Genomic DNA, 25,417 nt, shown 5'->3' on the forward strand with positions numbered 1-25,417 from the left:
TAATCCCTGCGATTATTTATCCGATTTATAAGATAATTAATTGGCACAGCCGAAAGGGTGGGTCAACCGCAAAAAATCGCTTCAGGACAGATTGCCAAGCATGTCGTTGATGCGCGTCTCGGCGTCCGCCAACGCCTGGTCGATCGGCTTCAGGCCGGTGATGGCGGACGCCAGTTCGTCGCTGAGCATTTCCTGGATGGCGAACTGGCGCTGGACGTCGGTCGGCAGGCCCTGGCCGTAATTGGTGATGGCCACCAGGTCGCGGCGGTGGGGCCCTGCCCGCCATTGCGGGTCATCGGCTACGGCCTGCATTGAAGACAGGTGCCCCGACCGCGTCCAGTCAGCTTCGTGAGCCGCCAGGAACTTCAGCAGGCGATAGGTGGCCGCCTCCTGCGCCGGCGTGCGGTCTTTTCGTGGCATGACCCAGGCGTGACCGTCGACAAAGGCGGGATCGGCCTGGCCGAACAGACGCGGATAGGGCTTGACGCGATAGCCGCGATAAAGCGGCCGGCCTTCCTGCGCCGCCTCGGTATCGAAGGTGCCGATCATCCAGGTGCCGACGATATAGACCCCGCCCTCGCCATTAATGAAGGCCGTCGTCGCCGCTGCATAGTCCTGGTCGCGCGTCGTCAGCTCCTCGGCATAGATTTGCCGGAACAGGGCGACAATCTCGCGCGCCTTGGGGGTGTTGACGCGGATGCGATTCGGTTCCGGAAATACGACCTCGTGCTGCGCCAACAGATAGGTATAGAGGTTGCGGGCATAGGCCGCCTTCTCATTGACGATCGACTGGACGAAATAAGGTTTTCCAGTTCTGGCGCGGAACTGGCGCGCCTGAATGAGCAGCTCTTCGGCATTGCGCGGCAGGATGGGCTCGCCATTGCGCACAAGCCCGGCTTTGGCGAACAGGTTCATATTGATGTGGAACAGCTGGGTCCAGGTGTCGAACGGCAGGCCGTAGACCTCTTGATTTATGGTCACTGCCCGCCGCGCCGCCGGTGTAAAGGCCGTCGTAGCCACGCCCTGCTCACCTAGCCCCCGCCCCATCGGCACCAGCAGGCCATGGCTTTGATAGTCAGGAATAACCGCCATGTGCATGCTCACCAGGTCGGGCGCATCGTCGGCTGCCAGTTGCGCCGAAAGCTGGTTATAGCCCGGCCAGGCGACCGTGTTGACATTCAGGCGGATGTCGGGATTTTCGCGCTCGAAACGGTCGAGCAGTTCGGTGATGATCTCACACTCGCCGTTGGGGTTCTGCGTCGCCTTGCCGAACTTGGGGACGTGGGCGCGGCAATCGCCGAAGATGCGCTGGAGCGTAATCGTGGTACGCGGATCGGGCGCGTCGCAGCCACCGAGGGCGACCAGCGCACACAGGAGCGCCGCCCACCGCTTCACAGCTTCACCATGCCGGTAACGGCTCCGACGATGTGGCGCTGAAACAGGATGTAGATAATCAGCACCGGCAGGCCAGCTACCACCGCCTGGGCCGTCAGAACGCCCATGCCGGTGACTTCGATATAGTTGCTCTGGGCGGCCGCCATGCCTTCGGTCAGGGTGAACATGGCCGGGCGTGTCGCCGAGATTAGCGGCCACCAGTAGTCGTTCCACGACAGCAGAAAGGTGTAGATGGCAAGACTTGCCAGGGCCGGCACGGTCTGCGGCAGAAGGATGTGCCAGAAGGTCGAAAAGGTCGATGCGCCGTCGAGCCGCGCTGCGTCTTCGAGGCTTTTCGGCAGGGCGCGGAAGGCCTCTGTCATCAGGAAGACGCCGAGTGGCGCCGACAAGCCGGGCAGGATCAGCGCCAGATAGGAGTTGTGCCAGTGCAGGTCGCTGAAGATCTGGTGGCGCGTCAGGATGACCGACTGGTCGGGAATGGCCAGCCCCATCAGCACGAACCCATATAGCCAGCTGCGGCCCGGGAAGGTCAGGCGCGCAAAGGCAAAACCTGCCAGGGTCGAGAGCACCAGCACACCGGCCACCGACGCTCCTGATACGACCAGCGAATTGGCGAACCAGCGAAAGAGCGTTTGGTTGCGGAACAGCTCAGCGTAGTTGTCGAGCGTATAAGGGCCAGACAGGCTGAGGGGCGCATGACGCATCAGCTCGACATTGGGCCGGAACGACAGGTAGAGCGCCCACAGCAGCGGCAGCAGGACGAAGGCCAGCATGGCGGCGCAAAAGGCGAGCCTGAGCCAAGCCCAGGTCTGCCGACCGTGTGTGCTGGCCAGTGCGCTCATGTCCTCCCCCACAGCCGGCGCGCCAGTTGCGGCACCAGGGCGACGACCAGGATCAGGGCAAACAGGATTTGCGAGGCCGCGGCTGCATAGCCGACGTCCCAGCGGTTGAAGCCGGTCTCGTAGATATAGAGGACCATCGGGCGTGACGCGCCGTTCGGCCCGCCCTGAGTCAGCAGTTGTGGCTGACCGAAAAGCTGGAATTGCAGGGCGCACTCGTAGGCGGTCACCAGCACCAGGGCCGGGGTCAATGCCGGCAGGGTGACGTTTTGAAACACCGACCACGGCGTGGCGCGGTCGAGCGCTGCGGCTTCGTAGACCGAGCGCGGCACCTGCTGGAGCGCCGACAGGAAGAGGATCATCGGCAGGCCGAGGCTCCACCAGACGGTGATCAGGACCAGGCTGGCCAGGACCAGGTGCGGATCGCTGAGAAAGGCGACGGGGCGTGCGCCCACGCCCTGGGCGACATGGCTCATCATCCCACCATCGATGGTCAGGACCTGCCGCCAGACGATCGTCATGACCGTGACCGACAGGACCGACGAGGCGAAGACGATGCTGCGCAAGGCCGCGGCAAACCGGCCTGCCCGGTTGAGCGCCAATGCCAGGGCAAGCGCCACGGCGAGCAGCACCGGGACGCACAAAAGAACGAACAGGATAGTGTTGCCAAGCGCCTGGCGGAAGGTGGCATCGCGGAACAGCCGCGCATAGTTTTCCAGGCCGATAAAGGTCGCACCACCGAAGAGGTTGGCACGGTGCAGGCTGAGCGACATGCCGGTCAGCAACGGATAGACCAGCAGCCAGAGATAGACCGCCAGAAAAGGCAGCACGAACAACAGGTGTGTCCAGCCACGCCGTTCGGTCATGATGCCTCGGCGTGATAGGCCGTGCCATCGGCGTCGAACAGGTGCGCGCGGCCGCCGTCAAATGACAGGCCAACCGCGTCGCCGTCGCTATACTGGCTGACGCCGGTTTGTGTCGCCACGATCTCGCGGCCATCGGACAGGACAACGTGGACCCACGACTGTTCGCCCAGCCGCTCGACAAAGCCGACCGTAGCGCGGATCTGGCCGACTTCAGGCGCCGTCAGGGTGATGTCTTCGGCGCGCAGGCCCAGCCGCCATGACGCGCTTTCGGGAAGATCGGCATGGCGGATCGCGGTCGGGATCAGCGAACCGGCCAGATCGAAGGTCGCCCTTCCCACCCCTGGTTCGCGGACCGCGCCCTCCAACACATTCATCGGCGTGGCGCCGACAAACTGGGCGACGAAGATATTGGCCGGCCGCATGAAGATCTCGAGTGGTGTCCCGATCTGCTGGATACGGTGTTCGTGCATGACCATGATGCGTGACGCCAGTGTCATGGCCTCGACCTGGTCGTGGGTCACCATGACGGTCGTGGCCGCCAGTGTCTTGCTGATATGCGCCAGTTCGCGCCGGGTGCGCAGCCGCAGCGCCGGATCGAGGCTCGACAAGGGTTCGTCCATCAACAACAGGTCGGGCCGGCGCACCAATGCCCGCGCCAGGGCGACGCGCTGCTGCTGGCCGCCGGACAGCTTGCCGGGTTTACGATCGAGGAAGGGTTCTATAGCCAGTGCGCGTGCGGCATCCGCTATGCGGCGGGCGATCTCGTCGGCCGGCACACGGGCATTGCGCAGGCCGAATGCCAGATTCTCGGCCACGGTCATGTGCGGATAAAGCGCGTAGTCCTGGAAGACCATGGCGACGCCGCGATCGCCCGGCGCGACATTGTGGATCGGCACGCCGTGCAGCAGGATGTCGCCGCCATCGACGCGTTCCAGGCCGGCGATCAGCCGCAGCAGCGTGGTCTTGCCGCAGCCCGACGGCCCCAAAATGACGAAGAATTCGCCCTTGTCGATAGCGAACGACAGGCCGCCGAACAGCGGAAGTCCGTCAAAGACCTTGGCAACGTTGCGGAATTCAAGAGCCGGTGCGGACGGCATGTCTTTCGTATTTCACCCTGTCGGCGGAGTCTTGCGCCTTTACGGTATCTGGTACCCTTTCCACCCGCCAGAATAAAGCAAACAGATCGAATGGAAAGGGTTTCAGGTCATGCGCCGCATCTGCGACCGCTTCGTGTCTTCGCGTGCGAACCGAACCAGGCTCTCCATGGCCCATCGGGCGTCGCGAGCATTCTTGGCCGCTACGGCTTCGAAGACGCGGGCGTGGTCGGGCCAACTGTTGCGCGCATCGGCCGGGTCGGTCGACTTCAGCCGAGTCGTCCAGGCAATGGCGGCGGCGATCGAGCTGTTGAGCGAAATCAGCACCTCATTGCGGGTCGCCAGCAGCAGGACCTTATGGAATTCGAGGTCCGCCACCCGGCCGGCTTCGGTCGCCAACGTCTCACGGCCCATGATGTCGAGCGCTTTTTTCAGGCGCACGACCTCTTCGTCGCTGCGCCGCTCAGCCGCAAGCTCTGCCGCGGCAGGCTCATTGATCAGCCGCAGTTCGAACAAACCGTCCATGAATGCGTTCGACGGCGTGGTTTCGAACATCCAGCCCATGACTTCGGGATCGAGCAGGTTCCAGCGCGACCGTTCGCAGACCAGCGTCCCGCGCTTGGGTTTGCTTTCGATCAGGCCCTTGGCCGCCAGGATTTTCAACGCTTCGCGATACGGCGTGCGCGAAATATTCAGCGCCTCGCTGGAATCGATCTGAAACGGCAGAATATCGCCGGGCTTATAGGTCCCGTTCAAAATATCTACCGCAAGCCGGCGCGCCAGTGAACCATGAAGACGGCCCTGTGACGGAACTTCTTCGAAGGTGAAATCAGCCGTTGCTTCCGAGCCGTCGGCTCTGATCTTGCTTGCCATGGTTTTACACGCCCCTGCTCATGCTTATGCGCGACTTGTCGGGCCTTAGCAAGCACCCTACCAGAGGAGCGTATAGATCAGAACCAGGATCACGACGATACCGGCAGCCATTATGTTGAAGGCCGGCGTCGTGCGAAACTGCGACAGCGACGTTTCCGGCATCCAAAGCGCCTCGGCGTTCGGTCTCAGCTTCGAGATTGCGACCGTCACCAGCAAGGATATCCAGAACACCCAGCCGACGCGGTCGAGAAAGGGCATGTCGGGAATGACGCGCAATGGCGCCAGCCATGCCAGGTTAGTCTGTTGATGGGCTGCGCTGGCGGCAAAGAACAGCACGGACGCGGCGACTCCGGTCAGCAGGCCATAGAGTGCGCCGGTCGTGGACGTGCCCTTCCAGAACATGCCAAGCAGGAAGATGACGACGATCGGCGGCGCGAAGAAGCCGGTCAGGTTCTGGCCGATCTGAAACACCAGGTCGAAATTGCCAAGCAGCGGCTTGGCGACAACAACAGCGATGAGCAGCGCGACCGTGGCGGCCCAGCGGCCGGTGGAAACCAGCGCCTTTTCCGACAGGCCCGGACGCGCCGAACGCACCAGGTCAAGCGCGAAGATGGTCGCGATCGAGTTGATCTTCGAGGCGGACGACGCCACGATAGCGGCGATCAGGGCGGCAAAGACGAGCCCAAGCACCCCCGGCGGCAACAGCCGCATCATCGACGGATAGGCCAGGTCGCCGCGCGCAAGGTTGGGGGCGAGAATCAAGGCGCACAGGCCCGGCAGCACGACGATCAGCGGCATCAGCAGCTTCAGATAGGCAGCCAGGGCGATGCCGGTCTGGGCTTCGGGCAGCGACTTGGCCGACAGGGCGCGCTGGACGATGTACTGGTTGAAGCCGAAATAGGAGATGTTCATCACCCACATGCCGCCGACCAGGACCGCCATGCCCGGTATTTCGGCATAGTTCGGATCGTTCTTGGCAAAGATGAGGTGGAAGTGGCCGGGATACTGCTGGTGCAGGCGGCTGAGCCCTTGCAAGATGCCGTCCGGAGACAGCGAACCGCCGATGGTGCCCAGTGAGAGCGCCAGTATGGCCAGGCCACCGACGATTAGGATCGTCACCTGCACGATGTCGGTCAGCGCCGCCGCCCTCAGGCCGCCGTAGAGCTGATAAGACAGGGCGAACAGGCCCAGCAACGCCAGGCCGATCAGCGGGTCGAGGCCGGAAATATGGCCGATCGTCGTGGCGCCGAGCCACAGAATGCCAGTAAGGTTGATAAAGGTGTACTGAATGAGCCAGAAGACGGCCATCAGGGTCTTCACCCGCCGGCCATAACGACGCTCCAGGAAGCCCGGCATGGTCTCGAAGCCGGCATTGTAGAACACAGGCAGGATATATTTGGCGACCACGATCAGGGCCAGAGCCGCCATCCACTCATAGGACGCAATCGCGAGGCCAAGCCGATACCCCGCGCCCGACATACCGATAATTTGCTCAGCCGAGATATTGGCGGCGATGATCGAGGTACCGACTGCCCAGAAGGGCAGTTGCTTGTCGGCAAAGAAATAGGCGCTGACGTTCAGGCCACGCGGCGCACTGCGGGTCACGTACCAGGCAGCAAGGCATATCGCGATGCTATAGGCAGCAACGATCGCGATATCGACCGGAGAAAGACCACTTGTTGTCATGATAAGCTAACTGAACATCGCCGAGCCACCCCGCCGCGGAGCGATGCATCTGTAACAGACACGCTTTTCAGTTGGCTAGAGCATTTCCCGGCGAAGTGGACACCGGTTCGCCGTCTGGAAATGCGGTAAAACAAAAAAGTGCATTTCCCGGCGAAGTGGACGCCGGTTCGCCGCCTGGAACTGTCACAAAGTAAAAGCCTGGAGTGCCCGCGCAAGTTCCACACATTCCGCCCAACCGCAAAGGACGAGATTAGCGCACGGGAGCAAAAGGTCCAGATATTGAGATCGGATTATTCCATTTTCTTCTTTTTTGGAATTCAAGCTATAAAAATGCCCCCACGGATGGGGCAGCGCGAACCTGTCGTGGCAAAGAACCGGTCGTTTTCATTTCACATCGGCAATGCCTTGCAGCAGCACAAGGTCGGACGGGGCCGGAATGGCGGGTTGTGGCAGGTCGCGATTGGGCGGCAGGCTACCCCAGACGAGGGTAAAGGTCCGGCCGTCCGGCGCCGTCGCCTGCATGGCGTTAAGGCGTTGACCATCGGCCAGGTGGACTTCCCTTGCGGCGATGTCCGCCAGCCCCTCGACCTTGCGCTCCTCGATCAGCTTCAGCGTCTTGGCGTCGACGATAAATTCCAGGGATTGGCCGAGCTTCACCACCGGCACGACCAGTTGCCCAGGCGCGCCCGGACGCGCGCCCTTGACGAAGATTTCGCTGTTGAGAGAGCCGCCGCCGCTGAAGTCCCAGCGATAATTGGTCCAGGCGCTGATCTGGCGTTTCGTCCAGCCCTTGCCTTCGCGCCGCGCCAGCCAGATCTGCGTGTTCCCGGCGGCATCGTATTTGTGATAGGTGATGGTCGCCCGGCCCTGGTCGTCAAAGCCGATAATTGTGTTGTTATTGATCATCCCGCCCTTGACCGGCACGGGATCGACGATCTCGGCCTGGCTGAGGCGGATCGGCAGGGGTAAGGGCGTTCCGTCAGCCTTTTCCCAATGGATCAGATCGCGCGTCCGCGCATAGCTCAGGTCGTGATTGGTCTCGGCCATCGGCGTTTCACGCCAGACCCACGCGATATGGAACCAGCCGTCAGGCCCAAGCACCGGCCCCATGAAATAGGCGTTGCGCTCCCCTTCCCCATCGACCAGTGGCGCCGACGTCAGGGCCTTCCACTGCTGCGCCGTCTCATCGTAGACGTTGTAAAGCTCGTTGCCGGCGCCGCTAGAACCGTCGCGGTACTTGTAGATCAGCCGTCCCTGCCCGTCCTTGAGGAAGATCGGATAGGTCATGTGCTGTTCGCGCGCAGGATCGACCATGACGGAGGCGCGTTTCAACGTCCGGACATCGCCGCCGGGATCGCTGCGGAAATAGGTCAGCGGATCGACGTGCATATTGCCGGCGACGTGGACGGCGCCCGCGCCATCCAGCGCCATGGCGATATAGTTGTGGCTGTCCCAGCCGAGCCAGGTATCGACCTTGTGATAGATCCAGTGCGCCGGATTGTTGAGCGGCCGTTGCGCGACGGTCAGTTGCCGGTTGGCATCATAATAGGCGACATAGAGATGGGTCTTGCTGGCGACCATGGCAAAGCGGGCGCTGTGGCCTGCCCAGACCTTGTCGATCGCCTCAGGCGCTTTTGCCGGGGTTTGGGCCAACGCGGGAGATGCCGACAACAGCAAGGTTAGAGCAAGGGCGATCAAACGCATGAAGCGGCTTTCAAATAAAAAAATGGGGCTGCCCAAGGGTAGAAGGCAGCCCCAGTAGGAGGCTCTAGAATGACGCCCGGACGCTTAGCTGTACAGTGCGGCCGTCATAATCGACGCGGCGGACCTTGCGTTCGTCGACTTCGAACTCGGACCGGCGGGCGTCGGTCAGGTTGAAGGCGTCGATACCCAGCGTAATCCGGTCCGACAGGTTGTAGGAAGCCGAGACGTCGAACTGGCCGCGCGCCTTGACCGAACGCGCCGCCCCCGCAAACGTCCCGCCGGCCGCAAGCTCATAGCGGTCGCGGTAGTTATAGACCGCGCGGACACCGAACTTTGGCGTTTCATAGTACAGGATCAGGTTGGCCGAGTTCTTCGACACCCCTGGCAGGACCGCCGCAGTGCCGCTGACGGTCGTGCCCTCTACATTGGCATAGGTGTAGTTGAACGCCCCGCCCAGCTTGTCCCACGGCGCCGGCAGAAAGTCGAAGTTCTGCTGGACTGTCAGTTCGGCGCCGGTGACTTCCAGTGGCGTCGGCGAGTTGAGCGCGCCATTGACGTCGATCTTGGCCGGTGTACCGCCAGTGATGGTCAGCGTGCTGTAGCAGCTGTCGCCATTAACCGACCAGGTGCCGAGGCCAAGGCCGTACCCGTCCGCCGGGCACAGGACCGAGTCGCGCGTCTCCGCCTGAATCTGGCCGAAGATTTCCTTCTTGTAGAGCGCCAGGCCGATCAGGCCGTTGGGTCGGTTATACCATTCCAGCGACAGGTCGTAGGAGTTCGAGGTGTAGGGCTCGATCTCGACACGGCCCAAGGCCACGGCATAGCCTTCGGTCGTGGTCGTCACCGTCGTGCCGATTGGCGAGATGTCGCGCGCGTTCGGCCGGACAAAGGTCTTGTAGGCGCCAAAGCGCAGGACGACGTCTTTGGTCAGGTCCGCGGCGATTAGCAGCGACGGCAGCGTATTGGAATATTCCGTCTCGCGCGTATTCAGCTTGAAGGTCGCCGTCTGGCCCGTGCCGGTACGGTCGAGCGAGGTGATGACCTGTTGGGTACGCTCCTGGCGGACACCGACATGGCCGCGCAGGCGGACGCCGTGCACTTCCGTGTCGATCTTGGTCATGATGTAGGCCGATGATACGTCGTCCGACTTGGTGAAGTTGTTGTTGGTGAAGTTGCCATCGGCCGGATCATTGACCCAGCCCGCATAGGTCAGGCGCTGACCGGGCAACAGCGTCACCGGCTGGAGGCGTGACAGGGCGTAGTCGTAATCGACCGTCTGCCAGTTGCTCAGGGTGTTGCCGCCCTTGCCGCCGAAGAAGTCATCCGCGAAGGCGCTCTGGACGACGAACTTGCTGTCGATATTGCTGCTCTGGACGCCGACGGCGCTGCCACGATAGCCGGTCGAGGTATATTCCTGCGTTTCAGCGCGCAGGCCGAACTGGATGCTGGACAACCAGGACGAGTCGATAAAGCGCTCGATATCGGCCTGGACGGTCGAGACCGAGTTCTTGGCCGTCGAGTCGCTGCCGGCCACGATAAAGCGGTTGCCGTTCGGATTGGCCAGTTCGGGCCCGGCGGCCGGATTGGCCGTGCTGGTCCACGGGCCGGTCGTGTCTGTGACCAGAGGCGTCGTCTGGGTGAAGGACAGGACGAAGTCCTCGATGTCATCGGCGCCGCTGAAGAAGCTGCCCTTCAGGCCGTTGCCGGTGCCCGACACGCCCAGAGGCTTGGCGGTATTGCGCACATCGAGCTGGCTCTGGAAGCCGAAATTCTCGGCTTCGGAATGGGCGGCGGCGGCGCTGATCCGCCAGTCCTGGCTGCGATATTCAGCCGTCAGGTTCAGGCCGTTGGTCATCTGCTTGAACGACTCCTTGCGGTAGGAGGCGTAGACGCGCGGATTGGTGAAGTTGTACTTGTCGACGTAATAACGACCGTCCTCGCCGAGATACGGCGTGACGGTCGGATCGATAATGGTATTGCCATCGCGCATGTCGATATCGAGGATATCGGTCGCGGTCAGCGGCATGTCGCGGTTGCTGTAGAAGTAGGTGCCGCCGATGCGCAGATTGTCGCTGACCTTGAATTCGGCGCCGACGACGCCGGTCAGCAGATTGCCCTCATTGTACTTGACGCCCTGACGGATGTCGGACGGCAGAAGTATGCCATTCTTGGCCTTCGTGCCGGTGCCAGTAGCGGCGCAGACGTTGCCGCTGGCGCAGCTGCCATTGGTCTCGAACGGCGCATAGTAGTCTGCGAAGCGGCTGGCGAAGGTCGGCGTCGTGGTGGCGTTGAGCGTCGTATATTGCGGGAAGTGCAGCGAGTCGCGGCGGAAGTTTTCCTCACGATAGGCCAGGGTGCCGAAGACGGCGGCGCGGTCGTCGAGGAAGTGCTTCGTGCCCGAGACAGTGACCGACGGCGTGAAATACTGGCCAAGCGAATTGTATTCGGTCCCGGCCTTGATCCAGGCGCCGTCCTTGCGGCCGAGTGCCGGCTGGATTTGCAGGTCGATATTGCCGCTGATGCCGCCCGGCTGATCAGCCGCCGAGACCGACTTGATGACCGAAATGGCGCTGAAAATATCCGAGTTGAAGGCCCCCAGCGGCGCCGCGCCGCCCAGGACCGGCGAGGCGAAGTTCATACCGTTGAGCGTGATCTTGGCATAGCTGCCCGGCAGGCCGCGCAGGTTGATCGAGGCGTTGCGCGAATCCTCTTCGCGGTTGACCTGGACGCCCGGGATGCGTTGCAGGGCTTCGCCGACATTGAGGTCGGGAAAACGACCCAGGCCGTCCGAGGAAATGCTGTCAGATACACCGACCGCCGCACGCTTCATCTTCAGCGCATCGCTATAGCTTTTCTTGAAACCCGTGACGACGACTTCGTCGGCCTTTGGCGCGTCCTGCGCCAGGGCGGGTGTGGCGGCGATGGCGAACAGGCTCACAGTTGCCATGAGGGCGAGCGCGCCCCCGGAAACTCTCTTTTTCATGTGCGTTCCTCGGTCTGAGTTGGTCAGTTATTTTTTAAAGAGGCAGCAAACGCAGCCCCCTGATCCACTCAACGAGTGCCGGAAAATTTTCCGCCAAGATTTTGTTAACTGTGATTGCAGATCAAAAAATAGTCCGCAAATTCAACGTGAAGGTACGTCCGTCATAGTCATTGGCGCGCGGCAACCGGACGTCGCGCTGATACTGCGACCGCCGGGCATCGCCAAGATTATAGGCGTCGAGCGACAGTGAGTATTTCGGACTGAGGACGACCGAGACGGACGCGTCGACCTGACCCCTCGCCTTTACGCGACTGCTGCCGCCGGTAAAGGTGCTGATGCCGGCCAGCACATATTCGTCGCGGTAGTTGTAGATCAGCCGCGCCCCCCACCTGGGCGTCTCGTAATAGCCGATCAGGTTGTAGGTCCGGTCTGAAACCCCAGGCAGGATGGGATCCGAGCCATCAGCATTGTGGCCGGAAATGCGCGTCAGCGACGCGTTGAACAGGCCACCCAAATGCCGCCACGCCCCCGGCAGGAAGTCGAAATTCTGCTGGATGCTGAACTCGACACCGTCGATGATGATCGGATTGTCACTGTTGTAATTGCCGCTGGCCGTAATGATCGCCGGCCGGCCGTTGACCAGGACACTGCTGAGGCAGGCCTCGCCTTCCAGCCTGAGATGGCCGAGACCGAAGGCGGTCGCATCCTGCGGGCACAGGCGTTCCAGCCGCGTTTCGGCAGCGACGAAGTTGGTGACGCGCTTGCGGTATACCGCCAGGGAAAGCAGACTGCCTGGCCGGTTGTACCACTCCAGCGACACGTCCTGAGAGGTGGCGGTATAGGGCCTGAGATCGTAGCCACCATAGGCGATATGGAAGCCGTTGGAGTTGGCGGTGACGGTTGTGGCCGGGCTCAGATTGCGCGGCTGGGGTTGGGCATAGGTCTGGTAGGCGGCAAAGCGCAGCACAAGGTCGTCACGAAGATTAGCCGCGATCAGGATCGATGGTAGCCACTGCCGGTAGGAAGAGGTGAAGCGTGCAAAATCGTAGCTTGGCGATCCGTCGTCGGCATTATGCCGGTTGAGCGTATCGACCGTCTTTTGGGTATCTTCGATGCGGACGCCGATCAGGCTGGTGATGGATACGCCCTGCAGGTCGATGACCGACCGCACTTGCGCATAGGCCGACGCCGTGCGGTGAACGACCGTAAAATTGGCATTGCTGTAGGAGCCGTTGGTGGCGTCGTTGATCCAGCCGGTCTCTGTAAGACTGTCGCCGGTCCCGACGGTCACTGGTCGCAGCCGCGACAGCGCATAGTCGTAATCAACGCGCATGGTGCGTTCGAGAAAGCCGGGCGCGACACCACCAAAGAAGTCACTGCTGACGCCCGGATGCAGCAGATCAGGCCCTAGGGCATCGACCTGCACACCCTTGGCACTGGTGCGATAGCCGCGCGACAGGAAGCGCGCGTCTTCCAGCCGGACGCCTCCGGACAGGCTGTCGATCCATTGCCCTAAGAACCGCCGCTCTCCATCGACCTGGACGGCGGACAGATGGTTTTCGGCGTAACCTGAACTCCCGGCGACGACGACCTGATCGCCCAGGGCGTTCTGCTGGAACGACGGATTGGCCTGATCCAGCCACGTCCACGGGCCATAGGTCTGGCGGATATCGGCGCTGTTGAGCGCTAGTTCGTAACCACCGATATCCGTCCCGCCGGAAGAAAAGGTGCCGGACAGCCCGGTGCTGGATCGCGCCGCAGTGCGCCAGTCGACCTGGGTCTGTTCCTGATAGTTGCGCGCCTGGGACAGGACGATGGCGCCCGTCCACGTCCAGTCGTTGTCCGCCCACTGCGCCTGGCTGTCGAGGCTCCAGACCTGCTGCGTCGTCGGCTCAGAGCGTGCTGACAGATTGACCTGCGGCGTGTCGAAGCTGAAGCGATCGACAAAGGCCGAGCCGTCCTGCAGGCGCGATGCCGGTGCTGACGGCGACACGGTCGTCGCCAGCGGGCGCAGGTCGACCTCGATCATCTCCATATAGTTCTGATCGAGCGTCCGCCGGCTGAAAAAGCCGTTGCTGGTCAGCTTTAGCCGGTCGCTGAGCCGGTACTCGACGCCTGCGGCGGCGCTGATCAGGCGGCCTGCGTTGTACTTCGAAATCTGGCGGATATCGGAAGGAAACAGCACACCGCGCCGGTCCATGGCTCCGGTGCCGGCCGCCGCGCAGGTCTCTCCCGATGGGCAACTGCCGTCTGGCTGAAACGGCGCATAGTAAGGCGCGTAAAGAGACGCGAACCCCGGTGTATTGGCGGCCAGCGGCGTGTACTGGCTGAAATTGATCGAGTCGCGCCGGAACCGCTCTTCCTTGATGGCCAACGCGCCAAAGGCAGCAAAGTCCACGTTGGGCTTGATCGTATAGCTGATGCTGGCGGCCGGGCTCGTCGTTCCGCCCAGTGTATTGTACTCATAGGCGATCTTGGCGAAGCCGCCGGGTTTGCGCCCGCCGGCCGGCTGGATTCTCAGATCGACAATTCCGCTCAAGCCTCCGGACGGATTGCTGGCGGCGGGGCTCTTGATGATCGAAATGGCGCTGAAGATATCCGAATTGAAGGCCCCAAGCGGCGTCGAACTGTCGAGGATGGGCTCGGCGAAGGCCTGGCCGTTGAGCGTGGTTCGCGCAAACGTCCCGGGCAGGCCGCGCAGGTTGATCGTGGCGTTGCGCGCCTCGACCTCGCGGTTGATCTGAACGCCGGTAATGCGCTGGACGGCCTCACCGACATTGAGGTCCGGGAAACGCCCCAGGCCATCCGAAGAGATCGCGTCGCTGACCGCGATCGTCGCCCGCTTGAGCCGTATCCCGTCGGCATAGCTGCGGCGATAGCCGTTGACGATGACGGCCGGCCCGGCGGCCTCCGACGCGTCGTCGTCAGTCTCGGGCGTGACGGCCGCCTTGACGACCACAATCGCGCCGCTCGACTTGACACGATAGTCGAGGCCGGCGCCTGCAAGCATGACGCCCAGCGCCGCATTGGGTGTCATGCGTCCCGATACCGCCGACGTCACAACGCCGTCCAGGTCCCGGGTATTGGCCAGGATTTCGACGCCGGACTGACGAATAAAGGCGGGGATGGTCTTCGCAGCGGGTCCGGCCGGGATGTTGAATGCCTTGTGAGCCGCACCCGCGCCGGCCGGAGACGCGGACACGACAAGGACGGCCGCTGAAAGCAGCCCGAACCACCCTGTCCCATACCCGGCACCGTTCATCCCTCGGGGCCCTCGCCTGTACTTTTTTATTCGAATAGCGGATTTGTCCGCTATTGGCCCCGTTACCGAGGTTAAATCTATCGCTTGTCCGAAGCCTTCTTATCGCCCAGCCGGATACGTTCCGGCTCGACCCTGACCGGCACATCCATCAGTTCGCGCACAGTGTCGGCAAAATCCTCGGGCTGATCAAGGCGATACTGGCCGACCAGGCGTTCGTTGCGAATGGCCGGGTCTTCGATGGAAATCTTGATGCGGTTATAGCGATTGAACTCCTCGACGGCGGCTTCCAGCGTCTGGTTCTGCAAGATGATCTTGCCCTCGCGCCAGGCCAGCTTGCGCGTGATATCCTCGGCTTGGGCGCTGACCGTGATCTCTTCCTTCGCGTCCGGCACAAAGGCGCCATCACCAGCGTGCAGCCGTTTGGGCGCGGCACCGCCATTCCAGACCTCGACCACGCCTTCGGTGACCAGCACCTCGGCGCCCAGCGCCTTGCGGCGGACGGAAAACGCCGTGCCGACCGCGCGTACCCGGACATTACCTGCCTCGACGACAAAAGGCTTCTTCGGGTCCTTGGCAACTTCGAACAGGACCTCGCCCTGGACCAGAACGATCCGGCGCAGTTTCGGCGTCATGTCGACAAGCACGCGGCTGTCGCTGTTCAGGCTGGCGACCGAGCGATCGGAAAGCGGAACTTTCCGCATTTCGCCAAGCGCGGTCTGGATTTCGGTTTGCGAGCGGTTGGTCAGCGTCAGCACGCACAGCCCTGCCGCCGAGGCCGCTGCTGCTGCGATCCCGCCGACAAGAACACGGCGCGACACCACCGGACGGACGGCTTTCGGCGCCTGAACATCCGGGCGCAGGTTGGACTGGACGGTCGCCTTGTCGAGGCTGTGCCAGATAGCCTGGGCGCGCAGATAGGCCCCCTGATGGCGCGGATCGGCGTCGTACCACGCTTCGAAAGCGATGCGGTCGGCGTCGGAGAGCGCGTCGCCCGACTGCCTTACCACCCAATCCAGTGCTTCATCATCAATCTTTGACATGTGTGTTCGCTGCGGCGCCCCTGACCAATCCGTCGGTGCGCGCTGCACCATACTCCGTTACCCCAACTCTTGCGACCATGTCGGCAATCAGCCGCATGCCGTTCATCGTCTCCTTCTCAACGATATTCTCGCTGATATTCAGATCGCGCGCCGTTTCGGCCTGCGAAAACCCGTAAATCTTGCGCAACCGGAAGACCTGCCGGCAGCGTTCGGGCAGATTGGCGATGACGCCAAGCACCCATTTCAGTTCGGCCCGCGCCATGGTGGCGGTTTCGGGCGTCGGTCCACCATCCGCCGCCAGTTCGTCCAAATCCTGGATCGCCTCGAACCGCACGATGCGGTCGCGGCGCGCCTGGTCGATGATGATGTTGCGCGCCATCTGGAAAAGGTAGCCACGCGGATCGCTGATATGTTCCGTCCGGGTCAGTTTGAGCAGGCGGAAATAAACGTCCTGAATCAGGTCGTCTACCTCCTCCGCGCTCCGGCAAAAGCGTCGCACCTTCAAACGCAGTTCGGCTTCGAACGGCAGAATATGCGAGCTTACCCACGCGACCGTTTCCGGATCAGCCCCTCTCATGTGGCCTCCTTCTGAAACCCACAACGAATGATACAGATTTTTCCGCCAAGAAATTATTTTCTCCGTCTGACGGTGCCAGCCGTTTTGTTAGTTTACAGGATTGGCTTTCAGGGCTTCACGCGCGCAAACGTCAGCCGTGGCGTGATCGGTATCGGCGACCGCCAGGCCGCCGATGAGCTTGCCGGCCTTGTAGATGGGCAGCGAGCCGCCGTGGGCGTTCAGCTCGGGATTGGCCTTGATGAGGGCGGCAAAGTCCGGGTCGGAGGCCTCGCGCGGCTCCATTTCCGAGCCCGGCGCCTGGAACTTGACGGCCGTGGCAGCCTTGCGGGGTGCTGCGACCGGCGCCTTCTTCGCGCCATCGCCCCTCAGAATGACGATCGCAATACCATCGGCATCGACCACCGCCGCGCTGACCAGTGCGCCCCTGGCTGCACAAACGGAAACGGCAGACCTGGCCAGGGCCACGGACTGGTCGAGCGGCAAATCTCCGACCGCCGCGGCAGTAAGGAACAGGGACAGGACAATCATCGGCTTTATCTCGGCAAAAAGACCGGTGGCGAAAAATCGCCACCGGTGGGAAGGTTGAGTGCCTGAAACGGGGAGTAACAAACACCTGGAGGTTATCCGGAAGGCAGGGGGCATTCCGGATAATTGGGGTGAGCGATATACCGAAAGCGTACCCCGCTTTCAGTGTATCGCCTGAACCTAGAACTTGCCACGTATGCCGACCTTGATGGTGCGGCCGTCATACTTGGCGTAGTCGAGGCGGGTCTTTTTGCCGTCACCATAACGGCCGGAAACGTCATCGAAATAATCATAACCCAGCGTGTTGGCGAGGTTGAGGGCATCGACGCGCAGCTCGATATTGGCGTTCAGCTTGTAGCTGATATTGCCATCGAGATAGCCCGCGCCGGCGTGCCAGCGTTGCAGGTCCGAACCATTGGACGTGATCTCGATGATGTTCTTGTCCTTGTAGTTATAGGTCAGGCGCACGCCCAGCGGCCCCTTTTCATAGTAGCCGGTCAGGCTGTACGAATATTTCGGGACCGTGTTCACATCCAGTCTGCGGCCGTCCGTCGTGTAGTAGTGCTGGGCGTCAACCTCTCCGGCCGCAATGAAGGGCTCGGAATTGACGTGGGTATAGCTGGCCAGGGCGCCCAGGCCGTCCCACGGCGCCGGCAGGAAGCTGAAGCTCTGCTGGTACGCCAGTTCAAAGCCGTTAAGATCGAGCCTGTTGGCGTTGACAAAGGTATCGACCGTGATGTCGAGGTTCGGGTCAACCTTGCCGTTGACGTCCTGCCAGATAATGGCCAGCGAATTGTCAGGCAGGCCGAGGCTTGAGAACGGCACGTGCGTCGGAACGGCCTTGGTGACGTCGATAAGTCTTTTGTTGAAGTAACCGACACTGACGATGCTGCCGCGGCCGAAGTACCATTCCAGCCCCGTATCCCAGTTGGTCGAGAGTTCCGGCTTTAGGTCCGGATTGCCCGACGTGGCATAGGTATTGTAGATATTGGGGATAACGGTCTGGGCCGCGATGCGCGACAGCGAGGCACGGGTAATCGTCTTGCCCCAGGACGCGCGCCAGATCAGGTCATCGCGCAGATTGTAGGCCATACTGACCGACGGCAGGATGTTGAAATACTGGTTTGTCTCCTGGTTCGGCTGATAGGCGTTGTTGGTGCCGGTCTTTTTGAAATTGTCGATCGTCATGTCCGTCATCGAATAACGGACACCGGCATTGATCCGCAGTTCGCGGCTGAACGCCTGACCGATGAAGTCCGATTGGATGAAGCCCGTGGTGATGGCCTCGTCCGCCTTGAAGCTGGTCGACAGATCGACCGGGGAGGCCATGGCCGCGCCGATCGGATCGAGTGTCGCATTGACATAGCCGCGCGAGAAGGTCGCCCATTGCTGCGGATAGTCATCGCCGATGACCAGGTTATCGAGCGGCACGTGGTCGAGCATCGCGGTGCGCAGACCGGCGGCACCGACAGCGGCGAGCTTGGCCTGGGCGATAGACGTGCCGTTGCGCTTCGTCTTCTGCTTCTTGGTATCGACGTAAGAGATACCGGCCTTCAGATGGCCTGTCCACGAACCGAGGGTGTAATCCCAGTCGGCGACCAGCCTGGCGGTATGCTCACGATCGACTTCACGGTTCCAGTCGATGGCCGTGCTGAAGTCCTCAAAATTGGCGGGACTTGTGAAGCTGATCGGCGCGGACAGGCCCGGATAGACGTGATCGTCTCCCCAGGCGATGGTCGTCGTGACACCATAGATGTTGGAGACGATGCGCTTGTTGTCATAGAAGGCCGTGCTTTCGGACGTCGAAATCTGGCCGGTCAGCTTGAGGGTATCGCTGAGCTGGTAGGTGCCATTCAACGAGGAATAACCGAACCGGGTCTCGGCGTTGTAGTAATAGCTTTCGCCAAGATAGGCGGTATTGCCGAAGGTACCCTGCAGCAGGTTGCCGTCGATGATCTTGACATCGATCGGCACAAAGCCGTTGTGGCCGGACGTGCCGGCACGGGCGGCCATGTTGGTCGTACGCGAATTGCGGATCGGCAGGCCGAAGGTAAACTCGTCACGCGAATCCTGGAGGTGCGAGAACAGCATGTCCAGGCTGACATTCAGTTTGTCGTGCTTATACTGAACTGACGACACCAGGCCGTCGCGGTCGCGGGTGTTCTCAGCGCCGTAATAGCGGTAGAAGCGCGGCAGGAAGGCGTTGTCGATAGCGGTGCGATTGCCCAGCATGCCGGCGGCGCGCGTATCAGCCCAATCCAGGGCAAAACCGAATGGACCGGTGCCCATGGTGGCCGGCGTCGCGGTGGGATTGGTAACCACAGGCGTGGCGGCGCGATAGTTGCTGTTATAGCCGCCGGTTGCTTCGAAGCCCGACTTCATATTGACGCTGGTCGAATGCGCGACGCCGACCAGGAAGCCCCAGTCCCCCCAGGTATTGGAGTAGAGAGCGAACAGGTTGGGATCGATATGTTGCGAAGCCGTGTTGTAAGACGCCGAGGCGCCGTAGCGGATCACCTGCTTGCCGCCGCCGTCGAATGGACGCGGTGTCTGCAGGTCGACCACGCCGCCGACACCGCCCTCTTCCAGTTCGGCCAGCGGCGTCTTGTAGAAGTCGACGCGGCCGAACAGTTCCGAAGCGAAGACGTCGTAGTTGAAGTCGCGAGACGAACCACCGACATTGGTTGACGAGGTGGTGTGAACCGGAGCGCCATTCAGCGTAGTCACATTATATTCCGGACCGAGGCCACGGATCGAGATGCGCTGGCCTTCGTTGGAAGCGCCGTCACGGCTCATATAGATGCCCGGGATGCGCTGCAGGGATTCAGCGACGTTTGCTTCCGGGAACTTGCCGATGTCTTCGGCAACGATCGAGTCGCGCACGGCGATCGCGTCCTTCTTGAGGTTCAGCGAGCGCTGCAGCGAGCCCCGGAACCCCTGGACGATAACGACTTCGCCGTCCTGGCCAGACGCAGGCGCCTGAGACGCACCATCCTGGGCCCATGCCGACAGTCCGCCACCGACGCCCATGGCCAGAATCGTCGTGAACAGTAATTTTCTTTTCATATTCCCTCCTGTCGCGAGACAACCCGCGCGCCTTTTTTCATTTTGCGCACGGCCCCCTCCGACCCGTGCGATTGCAGCACCTTGCTTATTGGCTGACGGCTTTACTCGGATGGCGATGTCCGGAATTTTAGCGGAACACGCCACCCAACCCTCTTATCAGCCACGGCGATTCATAGCGCATAACGACACATGAGTACATATATCGGAACGGATATTGTATGATTTTAAAGACTGGATTACACAGATAGCGAATGAATGTCACATAATCGCAACATACGGGACTTCGTATCGATTATAGGTACGAATCCGCCGCAGCACTTCGACCTAAAAGCTCGTGCACAGCGTTATATTTTAAACAATTTCAATTAGTTAAATGATAAAATAGCTGCACACCCGACACAGCGACATTCCAACAAGCTCGTCACAAAGCCACCGATACACACCTAACATGATCTGTATTTTCGTCAAAGCGCAACAGGCAACCACGTTTATCCTGCATTTCACGCCCGAAAGGATTATGTTAAATCGTAATTATAACGATATCCCACTTGCCATGAGTGCCCAATATCGAAGGGCACGCACCGGATACCGGCGCATGCCCTTGAAAATACGAGACAAGATTTGCGGCCGGATCAATAGTCGACGGCGTAGTCTTTCGGGAAGGCGGCATTGGCGAATGCCTTTTTCTGCGTCCAGTCCTGAGCCGGCGCCGTCCAGAACGAGTCCGTTTCCGGCAGGCCCAGTGCCAGGAAGCCCTCGGACGTGATGTACATGCTGCCGTTGTTGGAATACCAGTCGCCAAGCGCCGGCTGATGACCAGCAAAGCCGATGGTCAGGTAACCGTCGCCGGTGAAGTTGCTGGGATCGGTGAAAATCGCCCGGTGAACAGCCGTCATCGCAGCGCGGACCTGGCCTTCCGGCAGTTTTGGCGGCAGCGCCTTGCGCCATGCTGCCAGCCCCAGCGGCTGGAAGACCGCCGTCCGGTAGGTCAGCGACCGGCCGATCGGCGGATAGGTTCCCGTCGGCGATACGAAGCGCTCGAGGTGCTCGCAATAACGCTGCATCCGCCTCATCCACACCGGCAACTGCTCGGCCGGCTTCAGGTTGTTGAACCTGGCGTCATACTTGACCAGGGTTTCGAGGATCTCGATCAGCATGGGATAGATGACGTAGGCATTGTAATAGTCGAAATGGAACTTGGCGCCGTCGGCCACCCAGCCATCGCCGACGTACCACTCTTCCATCTTCTTGATCGCCAGATCGACGCGCATCGGGTCCCAGTCCTCACCGACCATCAGCAGGAAGGCCTCATTCATCGCAGCGAACAGCAGCCAGTTAGTGTAAGGCGGCGAAATGCGGCGCAGGCTTTTGACCTCCTTGACGATGCGTCCCTTAGTCGTGGCGTCGAGCGGCTCCCACAACTGCTTTGGCGCCCGCATCAAGGCATTGGTGAAATAGGCGGAATCGACCAGGGCCTGGCCGTGACCGCCCCACAGCAGATAGTCTGGGCTCGCCGGATCGACCGAGTGGACATAGGACTGGACGGCGGCAGCGGTCAGTTTCTGCCGCACCCTGCCTTCCGGCGTGTCGGTGGCCGGCAGGCTGAGCCACGGCGCCAGCCCCGAAATCAACCGGCCGAAGCATTCCATATAGGCGACCTGCTTGTCGCGGCCATCCCAGATCGGGCTGACCTCGACCGGAAAGGTCGCCTTGAGCTGACCGTTGGCCATATGGGTCAGGACAGGCTCGGCCATCTTGTGCAGCAGGCCGGCCATATAGGCGCGGTCATTTTCCACGGCGGGCCGCACCGGCTTGGCGGCCGAAGCCGCAGTCGCGGCGCCGGCAGCGGCGACACCGCCGACGGCCGACAGAAGGAAGTCTCGTCTTTGCATGATGATGCTTCCTTATTTCGCGGAGGACTGGACGGTCAGATCCTTGCCCGGCTTGAGGTTTAGGTCGGCCACAGCCGTCGCCGCCAGCAGGAAGGCGCCAACGCCATAGAATTGCGTATCGTCATAACCTACGCTTTCCGGGCGGTCCGAAACCGGCTGCACATAGCCAAACCTGCCGTTCGGATGCACCGCCCGCACCAAGGCCGTCCAGCCCTTGCGGACCACCGGCTCATATTCGCCGCTGTCGAGCAGCCCGGCCTTGATGCCCCAGGCGAAACCATAGGTGAAGAAGCCGGTGCCGCTCGATTCCGGCAGCGACTTCGCGGGGTCCGACAGCAGCGACGGCGACCAGTAGCCGTCGGGCTTCTGGATGGCCTTAAGCTTGACGGCCATTTCCTTGAAGACAGTTTCCATGCGGACGCGGCCCGGATCGCCTTGCGGCAGCAATGGGATCATGCGCGCCAGGCCGGCAAAGACCCAGCCGTCGCCGCGGCTCCAGAACACCTTTTCGCCGTTCGGACCGCGCCGGTCGAAGAAACGCGAATCGCGGAAATACAGGTGCTCTTGCGGATCGTAGAGATAGTCGGTCGTCGCGATGAATTCGGTCTTGGCGTAGTCGGCATACTTCGGATCGCCGGTCACCTTCGACAGCTCGAGCCACGCCGCCGGCGCCATGAACAAGGCATCCGACCAGCACCAGCGCTGACTGCAGTCAACGCCGCGCGGATCGGTATATTCGCGATGCTTGAGGCCGACTTCGGGCGGGAAAGCCAGGATGGTGTCGAACCGCGCCTTAAGCGGCGCGATCGCGTCAGGACCCGCACCATTTTGCGACGCCCAGAGATAGGACTGGCCAATAACGTGGTCGTCGGCGTGATAGGTCGCCGGCCCCAACTGCCACTTGTTGGCCTCGCCGCGCGCCAGGATGGTCTGCTGGTAGATCGGGTTTTTCGAGTGCTCGGCCATTTCGGTCAGGCCGACGAACAACGCCCCCTGCACCCAGCCCGTCTTGTTGGGCGTATCCGGCGAAGCCTTGTTGGGGATAGCGCCCCCCGCCATGTTCGCCAGCTGGTACTGGGCGACCCGCTCAGCCAGGACCAGGACCTCGTCGCTCTTATAGGGGATGGCGGCTTCGGCGGCCGGCTTTGCCGCCGCGAAGGTTGGGGGCGCCGCACACAGCAGCACGGCAACAGCGGCGGACGCCAGGATTCGCGATTTCAGCATGTTTGATGTCCCTCTCTTTTTATAATTCTTAATCCCGAACGTCGGGTGTCCGGGTACGCAACCTAACGCAACTGGCAGATATCGAGCGCATCCATGTCGTTATAGTCGAGGTTTTCTCCGCCCATCGCCCATATGAAGGCATAGGGCTCGGTGCCGCAACCGGCATGGATCGACCAGGGCGGACAGATTACCCCCTGTTCATTGCCCGCCACCAGATGCCGCATCTCGGCGGGCCTGCCCATAAAATGGAAGACGCGCGCGCTTTCCGGCAGGTCAAAATAGAAATAGACCTCCGAGCGCCGGTCATGAAGATGCGGCGGCATGGTGTTCCAGACACTGCCGGGTTCGAGAATCGTCAACCCGACCAGCAACTGTGCGGAGCGGCAGACACCCGGCACCACCAGTTGATGGATGGTGCGGCTGTTGGCAGTCTCGAGGCTGCCGCGCTTGAGCGGATTGCCCGACTTGATCGGGATCAGTTTCGTGTCAAAGGATCGGTGCGCCGGCGTCGATGCCAGATAGTAGCGCACCGGCGCATCCGCCGCGATGGCGCGGAACGACACGGTGCCCGCACCGCGCGCGATATAGAGCGCGTCCTGGCTGTCGAGCCGGTAATGCACGCCGTCGACCTCGACCAGGCCCGGATTGGCGCCGACATTGACGACGGCCATTTCGCGATTGGCCAAGAACGAATGCCCCGCCAGCGATTCCGGCGCGTCACAGGTTGGCAACTCAACAGGCTGAGCCCCCGCCCAGACGCCGCCAATGACCAGGCGTTCCTGATGCACATAGTTGAGCGAGACGCGGCCTTCGCGAAACAGATCGGTAATCAGATAGCGGTCGCGAAGGTCGCCTTGCGACGCTTTCAGAACCTCATCGGGATGGGTGGCGTAAAAGACCCGATCGTACATAGCGCAGCGCCCACCCCTTGCCGTTTCGGCACAATAAGTATGATATAATAAACTGTATCATTTATGGATGCCACGGTCCACATATAGTGACGAAATCTTTTGAAAGTTTTTCAATGGCCGGCGTTGCTAGCCTTAAAAAAACGGGGCCGCTAACTACAGCGGCCCCAACCGTCGTGAGAGCGATCCAGGGAGAATTACACTCATTTGAAGCCGGGTTGGACACGGGCTTCGGACGAAAGGCAGGAATGGGCGTACCAAGCGGGATAGCACGCCCATCACCTTTTGTCTCATACAGGCCAATACATGTCCATATGATGAAGCTTAAATTGTATGATATTTCGCGAAAATTGCACGATACCGGCGCATCAGAAACGAATCTCACGAAATTAAATACGAGTTATTTGACGCGAGACGCCCCAAGCCATGAGGCCAAAACAACAGGGTGACGCCAGTAACCACTCCCTCTATGCTCCCCCAAAAGATGGACAATACCATCGTCAATCGGAGGGCGTGACATGCGTACAATCAGTTTATGGTCGCTGGCCGTGCTGCTGGGCGGTTGCGCCGCCTGGCCCGCCCACAGCCCGCAGACTGCCGCCAAGGGTTTTCAGGGCCTTTTCCTGCACGATGAATGCATAGGCGAAAATACCGCCCAGCCCGATACCTGCCTGCATAAGCGGCAGCATGAGACATCCTTCGTCTTCGGCGGCAAGCCCACGACAACCTACGACGTAACCTTGCGGGTGCGCGGCCTGTTCGAGCCAACCACGATGGAAGGCGGCGCAGCAAACGATCAGGCGCATGCCTACTTCTACACCGGCGGCCACAGCCGTACCCCGGACTATTCGCAGTGGCGCATCAAGGTGTCGTCGCCGCAGCAGACCTACACGCTGAACAACTACCCTTCGGTGTCGCACACTATCTATAAAGAAGATTTCGAGGCCCGCATTCCGGTGGCGGCAGGCGCGACTGTCACGATAGAGGCGATCGATGGCAATGACCGGCAGATCGACAATGGCGCCAAAGGCCGCCCGGACCGGCAGCAGGTGATCGACGGTGTGACGGACACACCGCTGGCCGGCCAGATGGTGCGGCTCGACGTGGTGAGCGTAACCGCGCGCTAGCCCGAAGTGATATGGCGACCCCTGAGGGACTCGAACCCCCGACCTCTGCTTTAGGAAAGCCTTGCTCTATCCGGCTGAGCTAAGGGGCCACGCGTGCCCTCTTTACCGCGCACCCGTGTTTGCAATCAAGCCGGAAAGGAATCTGTTCACATCCATCCCGAATCTCGCCAATATGGTTAACGCTAAATTCAGCTACCACATGTAGTATAGAACAGATTGGCAATAGTGATTCGTCACTGATTCGGACACGTTTCGTTTCCGTCTCGTTCGGCCTGTGCGCAACACCTCGTTTACGATTGCGTGACACGGCCCATCCTGCCCCCATAAATGCCTTTCCAAAGCCGTGCCGGGAACGT

Annotated in this window: 17 protein-coding genes and 1 tRNA gene; 1 reads left to right on the plus strand and 17 read right to left on the minus strand. The window is 61.3% G+C overall.

Annotated features, from left to right (window positions below; genetic code table 11):
* Window positions 1-81: 81 nt before the first annotated feature.
* The 16 genes from AC1DON_RS18925 to kduI form a co-directional block, all read right to left on the minus strand.
* Complete coding sequence (locus AC1DON_RS18925) at window positions 82-1,395, minus strand: extracellular solute-binding protein (protein WP_476936372.1); 1,314 nt, start codon at window positions 1,393-1,395, stop codon at window positions 82-84.
* Window positions 1,392-2,237: a carbohydrate ABC transporter permease gene (locus AC1DON_RS18930; protein ID WP_476936373.1), complete on the minus strand. Its 846-nt coding sequence runs from the start codon at window positions 2,235-2,237 to the stop codon at window positions 1,392-1,394. The genes AC1DON_RS18925 and AC1DON_RS18930 overlap by 4 nt, the downstream gene beginning before the upstream one ends.
* Entirely contained in the window at window positions 2,234-3,100 is an 867-nt protein-coding gene (locus AC1DON_RS18935; RefSeq protein WP_476936374.1) for a carbohydrate ABC transporter permease, read from the minus strand. Before AC1DON_RS18935 ends, AC1DON_RS18930 begins: the two co-directional genes overlap by 4 nt.
* The gene (locus AC1DON_RS18940) at window positions 3,097-4,197 is read right to left on the minus strand and encodes an ABC transporter ATP-binding protein (protein ID WP_476936375.1); all 1,101 of its coding nucleotides are present in this window, start codon (window positions 4,195-4,197) and stop codon (window positions 3,097-3,099) included. Before AC1DON_RS18940 ends, AC1DON_RS18935 begins: the two co-directional genes overlap by 4 nt.
* A 102-nt stretch (window positions 4,198-4,299) precedes the next feature.
* Window positions 4,300-5,067: a FadR/GntR family transcriptional regulator gene (locus tag AC1DON_RS18945; RefSeq protein WP_476936376.1), complete on the minus strand. Its 768-nt coding sequence runs from the start codon at window positions 5,065-5,067 to the stop codon at window positions 4,300-4,302.
* Between the two features lie 57 nt (window positions 5,068-5,124).
* Entirely contained in the window at window positions 5,125-6,753 is a 1,629-nt protein-coding gene (locus AC1DON_RS18950) for a sodium:solute symporter family transporter (protein WP_476936377.1), read from the minus strand.
* 384 nt (window positions 6,754-7,137) lie between these two features.
* Complete coding sequence (locus AC1DON_RS18955; protein WP_476936378.1) at window positions 7,138-8,457, minus strand: BNR repeat-containing protein; 1,320 nt, start codon at window positions 8,455-8,457, stop codon at window positions 7,138-7,140.
* A 64-nt stretch (window positions 8,458-8,521) separates the two neighbouring features.
* Window positions 8,522-11,440, minus strand: coding sequence for a TonB-dependent receptor (locus AC1DON_RS18960; RefSeq protein ID WP_476936379.1), 2,919 nt, complete (start codon window positions 11,438-11,440; stop codon window positions 8,522-8,524).
* A 121-nt stretch (window positions 11,441-11,561) separates the two neighbouring features.
* Window positions 11,562-14,642: a TonB-dependent receptor gene (locus tag AC1DON_RS18965; RefSeq protein WP_476936380.1), complete on the minus strand. Its 3,081-nt coding sequence runs from the start codon at window positions 14,640-14,642 to the stop codon at window positions 11,562-11,564.
* 137 nt (window positions 14,643-14,779) lie between these two features.
* Window positions 14,780-15,742, minus strand: coding sequence for a FecR family protein (locus AC1DON_RS18970; protein ID WP_476936381.1), 963 nt, complete (start codon window positions 15,740-15,742; stop codon window positions 14,780-14,782).
* Window positions 15,729-16,319: an RNA polymerase sigma factor gene (locus tag AC1DON_RS18975; protein ID WP_476936382.1), complete on the minus strand. Its 591-nt coding sequence runs from the start codon at window positions 16,317-16,319 to the stop codon at window positions 15,729-15,731. Before AC1DON_RS18975 ends, AC1DON_RS18970 begins: the two co-directional genes overlap by 14 nt.
* 87 nt (window positions 16,320-16,406) lie before the next feature.
* Window positions 16,407-16,847, minus strand: coding sequence for a GlcG/HbpS family heme-binding protein (locus AC1DON_RS18980; RefSeq protein WP_476936383.1), 441 nt, complete (start codon window positions 16,845-16,847; stop codon window positions 16,407-16,409).
* Window positions 16,848-17,024: 177 nt separating this feature from the next.
* Complete coding sequence (locus tag AC1DON_RS18985; RefSeq protein ID WP_476936384.1) at window positions 17,025-19,910, minus strand: TonB-dependent receptor; 2,886 nt, start codon at window positions 19,908-19,910, stop codon at window positions 17,025-17,027.
* A 632-nt stretch (window positions 19,911-20,542) separates the two neighbouring features.
* On the minus strand, window positions 20,543-21,802 hold the full coding sequence (locus AC1DON_RS18990; RefSeq protein WP_476936385.1) for a DUF2264 domain-containing protein: 1,260 nt from the start codon (window positions 21,800-21,802) through the stop codon (window positions 20,543-20,545).
* Between the two features lie 12 nt (window positions 21,803-21,814).
* A complete protein-coding gene (locus AC1DON_RS18995; protein WP_476936386.1) occupies window positions 21,815-23,026 on the minus strand; it encodes a glycoside hydrolase family 88/105 protein in 1,212 nt (403 codons plus the stop codon).
* A gap of 62 nt (window positions 23,027-23,088) precedes the next feature.
* Window positions 23,089-23,937, minus strand: a complete 849-nt coding sequence (kduI, locus tag AC1DON_RS19000; RefSeq protein ID WP_476936387.1) for a 5-dehydro-4-deoxy-D-glucuronate isomerase — start codon at window positions 23,935-23,937, stop codon at window positions 23,089-23,091.
* A 515-nt stretch (window positions 23,938-24,452) separates the two neighbouring features.
* Here kduI and AC1DON_RS19005 point away from each other — a divergent pair.
* Window positions 24,453-25,061, plus strand: coding sequence for a hypothetical protein (locus AC1DON_RS19005; protein WP_476936388.1), 609 nt, complete (start codon window positions 24,453-24,455; stop codon window positions 25,059-25,061).
* A 12-nt stretch (window positions 25,062-25,073) separates the two neighbouring features.
* On the opposite strand, the gene AC1DON_RS19010 is transcribed toward AC1DON_RS19005, so the two are convergent.
* A tRNA-Arg gene (locus AC1DON_RS19010) sits at window positions 25,074-25,150 on the minus strand.
* Between the last annotated feature and the right edge of the window lie 267 nt (window positions 25,151-25,417).

It is taken from the genome of Asticcacaulis sp. P4_H10, from assembly GCF_056400965.1.